This is a genomic window from Methylobacterium guangdongense, assembly GCF_038442355.1.
Lineage (GTDB): Bacteria > Pseudomonadota > Alphaproteobacteria > Rhizobiales > Beijerinckiaceae > Methylobacterium > Methylobacterium guangdongense.
Genome location: NZ_JBBXMX010000014.1, coordinates 128,793 through 138,178 on the forward strand (window position 1 = coordinate 128,793; position 9,386 = coordinate 138,178).

Genomic DNA, 9,386 nt, shown 5'->3' on the forward strand with positions numbered 1-9,386 from the left:
CCGCCTTCGCGGCGGCGTCCGGGACTTGAACCGGTCGCACGGGCCCGGCGCAACGGTCCGCGGCGCGCACCATTGGACAGCGGACCGGTTCCGTCTCCCGAAACGTTTTGAAAAAGCCCGCGCTGCGCGCTCCGCCCTGGTGACGCCGCGCCTCTGGACGGGCATGGAAGCGCAGGATCCCGGGAGACGCCCGCTCATGACGACTCCGACCACCGTCGCCACCACGCCCTTCCCCGACCAGAAGCCGGGCACCTCCGGCCTGCGCAAGAAGGTGCCGGTGTTCCGGCAGACGAACTACGTCGAGAACTTCGTCCAGGCGATCTTCGATACCCTGCCCGACAAGGACGGTGCCACCCTGGTGCTCGGCGGCGACGGCCGGTTCCTCAACCGCGAGGTGGTGCAGACAACGCTGCGGCTGGCCGCCGGCAACGGGTTCGGCCAGGTGCTGGTCGGGCAAGGCGGCCTGCTCTCGACGCCGGCCGCCTCCTGCGTGATCCGGAAGGCCAAGGCGCTCGGCGGCATCATCCTGTCGGCGAGCCACAATCCGGGCGGGCCGGAGGGCGATTTCGGCATCAAGTTCAATGCCGCCAATGGCGGGCCGGCGCCGGAATCCCTCACCAACGCCATCTTCGCGCGCGCCAAGGCACTGACCGAATACCGGCTCGTCGAAGCCCCGGATCTCGACCTCGACACCCGCGGCGACACCCGCCTCGGCGCCATGACGGTCACGGTGATCGACCCGGTGGCCGATTACGCCGAACTGATGCGCACGCTGATCGACTTCGACGCGGTGTCCCGCCTGTTCGCCTCCGGCTTCCGCATGCGCTTCGACGCCATGAGCGCGGTGACCGGCCCCTACGCGACCGCGATCCTCGAAGGGATGCTCGGCGCCCCGAAGGGCACGGTGGTCAATGCCGAGCCGAAGGAGGATTTCGGCGGCCACCACCCGGATCCGAACCCGGTCCATTGCCACGACCTGTTCGAATTGATGCAGGGTCCCGACGCGCCGGATTTCGGCGCAGCCTCGGACGGCGACGGCGACCGCAACATGATCGTGGCGCCGGGCCTGTTCGTGACGCCGAGCGATAGCCTCGCCCTGCTCGCCGCCCATGCCCACCGGGCGCCGGGCTACGCGGGCGGTCTTGCGGGCGTCGCGCGATCCATGCCCACGAGCCGCGCCGCCGACCGGGTCGCGGCCGCGCTGGGCATCAAGGCCTACGAGACGCCCACCGGCTGGAAGTTTTTTGGCAATCTCCTCGACGCGGGCCTCATCACCCTGTGCGGCGAGGAGAGCGCCGGCACCGGCTCGAACCACGTGCGCGAGAAGGATGGGCTCTGGGCGGTGCTGCTCTGGCTCAACATCCTCGCCGCCACGGGCGAGCGGGCCAACGCGCTGGTGCGGGCGCACTGGCGCACCTACGGGCGCGACTATTACGCCCGCCACGACTACGAGGAGGTCGATTCGGACGCCGCCAACGGCTTGATGGACGGCCTGCGCGACAAGCTCGCCGGGCTGCCGGGCACGCGGATCGGCGCGCTCACCGTCTCGACCGCCGACGAGTTCGCCTATCGCGATCCGGTCGATGGCTCCCTCACCGAGCACCAGGGCATCCGGATCGGCTTCGCCGAGGATGCGCGGGCGGTGTTCCGTCTCTCGGGCACCGGCACCGCCGGGGCGACGCTGCGGGTCTATCTGGAGCGCTACGAGAACGCGCCGGACCGGTTGGACCTGCCCGTGGCCGAGGTTCTGGCCCCGGTGGTGGAAGCGGCGCGCGCGATCGCCGAGATCGAGCCCCGCACCGGCCGGTCCGAGCCGAGCGTGGTGACCTGAACGGGGTTTCCGAAGGGCAAGCCCTGTGGCGGGGTGTCGGGGCAGCGACCCGGCATCGCCACCGCGTCGTGGCGGTATCAACGCTCAAGCTGCGGGCAGGCCGATGCCGGGGATCTCCTTCACCATGTGCACGGTGATGTCGTCGTCCCGGGTCCGGCCCGGGCCGTCATAGAGCGCCTCCCGCTCCACCCGGTAGCCGAGCGACGCGTAGAGGCGCAGGTTCGCGACGTACTTCTTGTTGGTGTAGAGGCGCAGCCGCGCCAGCCCCGCCTCGGCGGCGATGTCCTCGGCGAGGCCGAGCAGCCGGGTGCCGAGGCCCCGCCCCTGGAAGGCCGGATGCACGGCGACGTTGACGATCAGCAGATGGTCGCCCTCGGCCTGCGTCTCGATCAGCGCGGCGAGGTCCGCACCGGCCCGCAGCAGATCGAACCGGTGAACCCCCACGGAGGTGGCGTAATCCGCCTGCATCGGCGTGGGCAGGCGCCCGATCAGCGGGATCCACTTGGTGTAGGCCGCCTCGACCAGCGCCCGGATCGCCTCCGCGTCCGCCGGCCCACCGCGCCGGACCACAACCCCCTCGTCCATCCCAAATCCCCCGGTGGTTGACCGCACGGCGGCCTTCCCCTATGACGCAGCCCGTCGATGGGGCTCCGCACGGGGCCCCTTGGCGTTTTCACGCGCACCCGTGGGCGGGATTCCCCGCCCTGTCGTCCCGGGCCTTCGCCCGGGAAAAGGAGGGCGCGTTCCTCAATCCCGTCACGCGAGGACGCGAAACATGTCGAAGCGGATTCAGGCGAAGCACAAGCTCGACCGCCGCATGGGCCAGAACATCTGGGGCCGCCCGAAGAGCCCCGTCAACCGCCGCGAGTACGGCCCGGGCCAGCACGGCCAGCGCCGCAAGGGCAAGATGAGCGACTTCGGCACGCAGCTGCGCGCCAAGCAGAAGCTCAAGGGCTATTACGGCAACATCACCGAGAAGCAGTTCCGCCGCTACTACGCCGAGGCGATCCGTCTGCGCGGCGATTCCGGCGAGAACCTCGTCGGCCTGCTCGAGCGCCGCCTCGACGCCGTGGTCTACCGGGCGAAGTTCGTCGCGACCCCGTTCGCGGCGCGCCAGTTCGTCAACCACGGCCACGTCAAGGTGAACGGCGTCCGCGTCAACATCCCGAGCTATCAGGTGAAGGCCGGCGACCTGATCGAGGTCAAGGAGTCGTCCCGCCAGCTCGAGATCGTGATCGTGGCGACTCAGCTCTCCGAGCGCGACGTGCCGGACTACATCGAGGCCGATCACGCCAAGATGACCGCTCGGGTCACCCGCATCCCCACCCTGTCCGAGGTGCCCTACCCGGTGCAGATGGAGCCGAACCTCGTCATCGAGTTCTACTCCCGCTAAGATCCGACCGGAGACGGTCCTGACGGAGGGGCTGCCCATCGGGCGGCCCCTTTGCGTTTGTCCGGTCTCAGCAACCGTGGCAGATCGAGCCCATCGTGTTGCGCATCTTGCTGTCCCAGGCCTTTGAACGGGCTTCCGCCGCCTTCTGGGCCTTGACCATCTCCGCCTCGTTCACGGGGCGCGGCGTCCCGGTGACCGGCATGCCGGTGCCGGGGGGCTTGGTCTGGCCGGTGGCGGTGATCTGCCGGCCGTGCGGGACGGCGAGGGCCTGATCGGCGGCCGGTGCGGCAGGCGTGGCGGCGGAACCCCGGTTCGGTCCCTGGGCCAGCGCCGGAGCCGCCCCGAGCAGGACGCCCAGGATCACCGCGTGACGGATCGTTGCCATGAACCAGATCTCCCCGGCGGGGTCCCGTAGACCTGCCCCGCCCCCTCTCGCCACGATCCTAGCGGATTCGGACTCCGAAATCACACCGTCGGCGGGGCCCCGATGAGCGGCGCAATGCCCCCCCGGAACCGGCGCGAAGCGGTGGTGGCGGCGCTGGCGCGACTCGCCCCACGCCTGCCGACCTTCGAGGCCGAGGCCATCCTGGACCGGGCGCTGGCGAGTCCGGGTCTGCGCCGGGCCGCGCCCGAGACCGCGGCGCGCCTTGCCCTCGTGACCTATGCCCGCCACGTCTTCACCGATTACGACGACCTCCTGGCTGACGGCTACGACCGGGACAGTGCCCGGCACTTCGTCCTCGATGACCTCAACGCGGCGCTCGTCGCCTGGGGCGCCGCGCCGATTCCCGAGGCGGAGGCTGAGCAGGACGCCGGGGCAATGGGCGTAGACGAGCCGCACGAGGATCCGGACCCGGATCTGCGTTGAGGCGGTCGCGCGCAGGGTGAGCTTGCTGTAGGAAACCAGCCGGGCCGCCCGGTGCGGCAGGGGAAGCCAAACCCATGAAGATCAGCGCGCGCAACGTCCTCAAGGGCACGGTCGTCTCGGTCGACAAGGGGGCGACCACGTCCCACGTGAAGATCGAGATCAGCCCCGGGCAAGTGGTCACGGCCTCGATCACCAACGAGGCGGTCGATGCGCTCAAGCTCGTCGCCGGCGGTTCCGCCTACGCGGTGATCAAGGCCTCCGACGTGATGGTCGCGGTTGATTGAGTCCGCATCGCGCGGACGGATCGCGGCGGGGTTTCGAAAGGGCGAGCCCTTTGGAAACCCCCGGCCTTGAGAGGTCTCAGCCGTTGCGGAACGTGTAGCTGTAGCCGTTCAGCGCCGGCGCGCCGCCGAGATGGGCGTAGAGCACCTTCGAGCCCTTCGGGAAGAAGCCCTTCTGCACGAGGTCGATCATGCCCTGCATCGACTTCCCCTCGTAGACCGGGTCGGTGATCATCCCCTCGAGCCGGGCCGAGAGCCGGATCGCCTCCACGGTCTCCTTCGAGGGCACGCCGTAGACCGGGTAGGCATAATCCTCGTTGAGCACCACGTCGTCGGCGACGATGTCGCCCGCGCCGACCAGGGCGGCGGTGTTCTGGGCGATGTCGAGGACCTGGGCCTTGGTCTGGGCCGGGGTGCAGGAGGCATCGATGCCGATGACGTTGCGGGCGCGGCCGTCGGCCGAGAAGCCCACCAGCATGCCGGCATGGGTCGAGCCCGTCACCGTGCAGACCACCACGTAATCGAAGCGCAGGCCCATCTCGGCCTCCTGCTTCCGGACCTCCTCGGCGAAGCCGACATAGCCGAGCCCGCCGTACTTGTGCACCGAGGCGCCGGCCGGGATTGCGTAGGGCTTGCCGCCCTCGGCCTCGACCTCGGCGAGCGCCCGCTTCCAGGAATCACGGATGCCGATGTCGAATCCGTCATCCACGAGCTGCGTCTGCGCGCCCATGATCCGCGACAGGAGGATGTTGCCGACCCGGTCGTAGACCGCATCCTCGTGGGGCACCCAGGCCTCCTGGATCAGCCGGCACTTCATCCCGATCTTGGCGGCGACCGCCGCGACCATGCGGGTGTGGTTCGACTGCACGCCGCCGATCGACACCAGCGTGTCGGCTCCGCTCGCGATGGCATCCGGCACGATGTATTCGAGCTTGCGCAGCTTGTTGCCGCCATAGGCGAGACCCGAATTGCAATCCTCGCGCTTGGCGTAGATCTCCACCTCCCCACCGAGATGCGCGGTCAGGCGCTTCAGAGGCTCGATCGGCGTCGGGCCGAAGGTCAGGGGATAGCGCTCGAATTTGTCCAGCATCGGGTCTCTCCGGGTCTCGGGTCGCGTCCGGGGGCAGGAGTGGTCTCCGTCGGGCCCGGATGCGTCGAAGCGAGGCCTCGACGATGGCCCGGCTCGAGCCGGGCTCCGTTTTCGAGGCGCAGGGAAAATTACCCGATCCGTGATGAAAGGTGCTCTCGATCTTTCCGTCCAGAAAAGCGCCTGCTTGCGCAGTTGCGCGAATTGACTGCAAAGAATTCCGGATCTTGCGCCGTTTCTGAAAGAAACATCCATGTCAGTAGGGCTCGACCGGATCGACCAGAAGATCCTCCGCCTTCTCCAGGCGGACGGGCGCATGGCCAATGCCGAGATCGCCGAGCGCGTCGGCACCAGTGCGGCCACCTGCCATCGCCGGATCCAGCGTCTGTTCGCCGAGGGGTTCGTGCGGGCGGTCCGGGCGTTGATCGATCCGATGCGGGTCGGGCGCGGCACCCTGGTCTTCGTTGGCGTCGTGCTCGACCGTTCGACGCCGGAAAGCTTCTCGGAGTTCGAGGCCGCCGTGCGGGCGATTCCCGTGCTCCTCGACTGCCACCTCGTGGCCGGCGATTTCGACTACATGCTGAAGATCCGGGTCTCCGACATGGCCGATTTCAACCGCCTCCACAGCGCCACGCTGATCGGCCTGCCGGGCGTGCGCCAGACTCGCACCTTCTTCGTCATGAAGGAGGTGATCGACAACGCGCCGCTCGACCTGTGAGGTGCCCTACCCCTCTCCGCGCCGCACCTTCCGAAAAGCCTCCCACCGGTCGAGCCGCTCGGCGATGCGGGTCTCGTAGCCGCGCTCGGTCGGCTGGTAGAGATGCTGGCGGCCCAGCGCGTCGGGCCAGTAATCCTGTCCCGAGAAGGCGTCCGGCTCGTCGTGGTCGTAGCGGTAGCCCTCGCCGTAGCCGATCCGCCTCATCAGCTTGGTCGGTGCGTTGAGGATCGTGCGCGGCGGCGGCAGGGAGCCCGCCTCCTTGGCGAGGCGCGTCGCGGCCTTGTAGGCCTCGTAGACCGCGTTCGATTTCGGCGCGCAGGCGAGGTAGATCGCCGCTTGGGCCAGCGCCAGCTCGCCCTCGGGGCTGCCGAGGAAGTCGAACGCGTCCTTGGCGGCGTTGGCCACCACCAGGGCCTGCGGATCGGCAAGCCCGATATCCTCCACCGCCATCCGCACCAGCCGGCGGGCGATGAACAGCCGGTCCTCGCCGGCATCGAGCATCCGGCAGAGATAGTAGAGCGCCGCGTCCGGATCGGACCCGCGGACGGTCTTATGGAGCGCCGAGATCAGGTTGTAATGGCCCTCCTGCGCCTTGTCGTAGATCGGCGCCCGCCGCTGTACGATCTCTTGCAGAGAATCGGCGTCGAGGGTCTCGCCTGCTTGCGCCGAGCGCCAGACCTCCTCGGCGAGCGTCAGGGCCGCCCGGCCGTCGCCGTCGGCCATGCGGACGAGGACGCCGCGCGCCTCCTCGGTGAGCGGCAGTGCCTGGCCGGTCAGCGCCTCGGCCCGGACCAGGAGCCGCGCGATCGCCCCCGGGTTGAGGGCCCGGAACAGCAGCACCCGGGCCCGGGACAGGAGCGCGGCGTTCAGCTCGAAGGAGGGGTTCTCCGTCGTCGCGCCCACCAGCGTAACGGTCCCGTCCTCCATCACGGGCAGGAAGGCGTCGAGCTGCGCCCGGTTGAACCGGTGGATCTCGTCCACGAACAGCAGGGTCCCCTGCCCGGTCGCCCGGCGCTTGCGGGCGGCCTCGAACACCTTGCGCAGGTCGGGCACACCCGAAAAGATCGCCGAGATCTGCTCGAAATGCAGGTCGGTGCCCTGGGCGAGCAGGCGCGCCACCGTGGTCTTGCCGGTGCCGGGCGGTCCCCAGAAGATCAGCGAACCGAGCGTCCGTCCGCGCAGCAGGCGGGTGAGCGCCCCGCCCTCCCCGGTCAGGTGCTCCTGGCCGACGACTTCGGCGAGGGTCTGCGGGCGCAGCCGGTCCGCCAGCGGGCGGGCAGCCTCGGCACCGGGGGCGCGGGCGGAATCCGGCATCGCGGGCGGCTCTGCGGAGGCGAACAGGTCGGACATCCGCGCATCAACACCGGCCGTGGGCGGGGGCGCAAGCCGGTCGCCCGCGATCGCCTGGGATCAGCCGCCGACCACCGAGGTGATGACCTCGCCGTTGCGGTTGATCGTGATCTCCCAGGCGTTGAGGCTGTTGCGGGTCACCCGCTCGAGATCCTTGGTGGTCGTCACCGGCACGCCGTTGACCGCCAGGATCAGGTCGCCCTTCTGCAGCCCGACCCGGGCCGCGACGGAGTTGTCGTCCACCGCCTGCACGGCGACGCCGTCGGCGGGAAAATCGACCTGCATCTCCTCGGCCATGGCGGGCGAGGTGTTGACCAGCGTCGTGCCCAGGAAGGGCGAGCGGGTCTTCACCTTGAGCGCGTCCCGCGGGCGCGTCTCCGGGGCGGGCGCCAGCTTGACCGTCACGGTCTGGCGGGTCGTGCCGCGCAGGATGCCGAACCGGGTCTGGCCCTGGACCCCCTTGAGCGCGAAGCGGTAGCCGAAGGCCTCCGGGTCGGCGACCTCCTGGCCGTCGACCGTGAGGATCAGGTCGCCGCGCTTCAGGCCGGCCTCCTCGGCCGGGCTCTTGGCCTGCAGGCTCGCCACCAGCACCCCGGTCGGGTGGTCGAGGCCCATGCTGTCGGCGATGTCGGGGGTGACGCTCTGGATTCGCGCCCCGAGCCAGGGCCGGCGCACCACGCTCGCCCCCTCGCGGGCCGCGTCGACCACCGCCTTGACCATGCCCACGGGGATCGCGAAGCCGATGCCGTGGCTGCCGCCCGATTGCGAGTAGATCGCGGTGTTGATGCCGACCAGCTGCCCCTTCAGGTCGACCAGGGCACCGCCGGAATTGCCCGGGTTGATCGCCGCGTCGGTCTGGATGAAGTACTGGTAATCGGCCGAGCCCACCTGCGTGCGCGCCAGGGCCGAGACGATGCCCTGCGTCACCGTCTGGCCGACGCCGAACGGGTTGCCGATCGCCATCACGAAGTCGCCGACCTCCAGGGCATCGGCATCGCCGAACGGCATCGGCACGAGGCCCTTCGGCGGATCCTTGAGCTTGAGCACCGCGAGGTCGGTGCGGGTGTCGCGCATCACGATCGTGGCCTCGAACTCCCGCCGGTCGGCGAGCGCGATGCGCACCTCGTTCATGTTGTCGATGACGTGGTTGTTGGTGATGACGAGACCGTCGGCATCGACCAGCACACCCGAACCCAGGGAGCGCTGCGCCCGGTCGCCCCGGGGGCCGCGGCCGCCCTCTGGCTCGCCGAAGAACCGGCGCATGAACTCCTCCATGGCGCTGGTGCGGGCGCTGGAGCGCTTGTCCACGTGGGAGGCGTAGACGTTGACCACCGAAGGCGCCGCGCGCTTCACCACGGGGGCGAAGGAGAGCTGCACGTCGGCCTTGCTGAGGGGCACGACCTTGCTGGGCGTCCCCTCCTTCGCGCTCTCCGTGCGCGCCATCTGAGCCGCGGCCGGGCCGGCGGCCAGCAAGGCTGCGACGAGGGCGGGCAGGGCAAGGCGAGTCAGCATACAGAGGCCTCCGACGACTGGGCGGCGCCGTCCAGGACGAGGCGGACGCGCACGCTGTGGCCCTACGCTATCGAGGCCGATTGCGGCAGGTCCACGACACCGTCGCCGCAGGCCGTGCAGGCCATGACCGTACCGCGGGCCAGGCTTTGACGCGGAATCGAAACGAACGAGGCCGAGCAACAAAAAACCCGCCCGTTCTGAGGAACGGACGGGTTTTTAGGGATCGATTTGGTTGCGGGGACAGGATTTGAACCTGTGACCTTCAGGTTATGAGCCTGACGAGCTACCGGGCTGCTCCACCCCGCGCCAAGTGTGTGCGGCTGGTCCGGGGCGCCGGCTCTGTGTG

General features: G+C 69.6%; 10 protein-coding genes and 1 tRNA gene. 5 read left to right on the forward strand and 6 right to left on the reverse strand.

What is annotated here, in order from left to right; genetic code table 11:
- The first annotated feature begins 196 nt into the window (after nucleotides 1-196).
- On the forward strand, nucleotides 197-1,831 hold the full coding sequence (locus AAHG09_RS22955; protein ID WP_342109821.1) for an alpha-D-glucose phosphate-specific phosphoglucomutase: 1,635 nt from the start codon (nucleotides 197-199) through the stop codon (nucleotides 1,829-1,831).
- 84 nt (nucleotides 1,832-1,915) lie between these two features.
- Here the strand turns inward: AAHG09_RS22955 and AAHG09_RS22960 are convergent, their stop codons facing one another.
- Nucleotides 1,916-2,416 (reverse strand): GNAT family N-acetyltransferase, encoded by a 501-nt coding sequence (locus AAHG09_RS22960; protein ID WP_342109822.1) that lies wholly within the window; start codon nucleotides 2,414-2,416, stop codon nucleotides 1,916-1,918.
- Nucleotides 2,417-2,606: 190 nt separating this feature from the next.
- On the opposite strand from AAHG09_RS22960, the gene rpsD reads away from it, so the two are divergent.
- Nucleotides 2,607-3,224 carry a 30S ribosomal protein S4 gene (rpsD, locus tag AAHG09_RS22965; protein ID WP_091716735.1) on the forward strand — a complete coding sequence of 206 codons (618 nt, stop codon included), beginning with the start codon at nucleotides 2,607-2,609 and terminating at the stop codon, nucleotides 3,222-3,224.
- Between the two features lie 67 nt (nucleotides 3,225-3,291).
- Here rpsD and AAHG09_RS22970 read toward each other — a convergent pair whose 3' ends face one another.
- Nucleotides 3,292-3,609 carry a hypothetical protein gene (locus AAHG09_RS22970; RefSeq protein WP_342109823.1) on the reverse strand — a complete coding sequence of 106 codons (318 nt, stop codon included), beginning with the start codon at nucleotides 3,607-3,609 and terminating at the stop codon, nucleotides 3,292-3,294.
- 114 nt (nucleotides 3,610-3,723) lie between these two features.
- On the opposite strand from AAHG09_RS22970, the gene AAHG09_RS22975 reads away from it, so the two are divergent.
- A complete protein-coding gene (locus AAHG09_RS22975; RefSeq protein WP_342109824.1) occupies nucleotides 3,724-4,092 on the forward strand; it encodes a DUF2293 domain-containing protein in 369 nt (122 codons plus the stop codon).
- A 74-nt stretch (nucleotides 4,093-4,166) separates the two neighbouring features.
- Nucleotides 4,167-4,376 carry a TOBE domain-containing protein gene (locus AAHG09_RS22980; RefSeq protein WP_342109825.1) on the forward strand — a complete coding sequence of 70 codons (210 nt, stop codon included), beginning with the start codon at nucleotides 4,167-4,169 and terminating at the stop codon, nucleotides 4,374-4,376.
- A 76-nt stretch (nucleotides 4,377-4,452) separates the two neighbouring features.
- Here the strand turns inward: AAHG09_RS22980 and AAHG09_RS22985 are convergent, their stop codons facing one another.
- Complete coding sequence (locus AAHG09_RS22985) at nucleotides 4,453-5,463, reverse strand: 1-aminocyclopropane-1-carboxylate deaminase (RefSeq protein WP_342109826.1); 1,011 nt, start codon at nucleotides 5,461-5,463, stop codon at nucleotides 4,453-4,455.
- A 250-nt stretch (nucleotides 5,464-5,713) separates the two neighbouring features.
- Here AAHG09_RS22985 and AAHG09_RS22990 point away from each other — a divergent pair, with 250 nt between their 5' ends.
- Nucleotides 5,714-6,178 carry an Lrp/AsnC family transcriptional regulator gene (locus tag AAHG09_RS22990; RefSeq protein ID WP_342109828.1) on the forward strand — a complete coding sequence of 155 codons (465 nt, stop codon included), beginning with the start codon at nucleotides 5,714-5,716 and terminating at the stop codon, nucleotides 6,176-6,178.
- A 6-nt stretch (nucleotides 6,179-6,184) separates the two neighbouring features.
- Here AAHG09_RS22990 and AAHG09_RS22995 read toward each other — a convergent pair whose 3' ends face one another.
- From AAHG09_RS22995 to AAHG09_RS23005, 3 genes are all read right to left on the reverse strand, one after another.
- Nucleotides 6,185-7,528, reverse strand: a complete 1,344-nt coding sequence (locus AAHG09_RS22995) for a replication-associated recombination protein A (RefSeq protein WP_342109829.1) — start codon at nucleotides 7,526-7,528, stop codon at nucleotides 6,185-6,187.
- A 60-nt stretch (nucleotides 7,529-7,588) separates the two neighbouring features.
- The gene (locus tag AAHG09_RS23000) at nucleotides 7,589-9,040 is read right to left on the reverse strand and encodes a Do family serine endopeptidase (protein ID WP_342109831.1); all 1,452 of its coding nucleotides are present in this window, start codon (nucleotides 9,038-9,040) and stop codon (nucleotides 7,589-7,591) included.
- A gap of 229 nt (nucleotides 9,041-9,269) precedes the next feature.
- Nucleotides 9,270-9,346 (reverse strand) — tRNA-Met (locus AAHG09_RS23005).
- Between the last annotated feature and the right edge of the window lie 40 nt (nucleotides 9,347-9,386).

Coding starts and splice junctions, on each gene's coding strand:
- AAHG09_RS22955 (WP_342109821.1), top strand. CDS start 197: ATGACGACTCCGACCACCGTCGCCACCACGCCCTTCCCCGACCAGAAG.
- AAHG09_RS22960 (WP_342109822.1), bottom strand. CDS start 2,416: ATGGACGAGGGGGTTGTGGTCCGGCGCGGTGGGCCGGCGGACGCGGAG.
- rpsD (WP_091716735.1), top strand. CDS start 2,607: ATGTCGAAGCGGATTCAGGCGAAGCACAAGCTCGACCGCCGCATGGGC.
- AAHG09_RS22970 (WP_342109823.1), bottom strand. CDS start 3,609: ATGGCAACGATCCGTCACGCGGTGATCCTGGGCGTCCTGCTCGGGGCG.
- AAHG09_RS22975 (WP_342109824.1), top strand. CDS start 3,724: ATGCCCCCCCGGAACCGGCGCGAAGCGGTGGTGGCGGCGCTGGCGCGA.
- AAHG09_RS22980 (WP_342109825.1), top strand. CDS start 4,167: ATGAAGATCAGCGCGCGCAACGTCCTCAAGGGCACGGTCGTCTCGGTC.
- AAHG09_RS22985 (WP_342109826.1), bottom strand. CDS start 5,463: ATGCTGGACAAATTCGAGCGCTATCCCCTGACCTTCGGCCCGACGCCG.
- AAHG09_RS22990 (WP_342109828.1), top strand. CDS start 5,714: ATGTCAGTAGGGCTCGACCGGATCGACCAGAAGATCCTCCGCCTTCTC.
- AAHG09_RS22995 (WP_342109829.1), bottom strand. CDS start 7,528: ATGTCCGACCTGTTCGCCTCCGCAGAGCCGCCCGCGATGCCGGATTCC.
- AAHG09_RS23000 (WP_342109831.1), bottom strand. CDS start 9,040: ATGCTGACTCGCCTTGCCCTGCCCGCCCTCGTCGCAGCCTTGCTGGCC.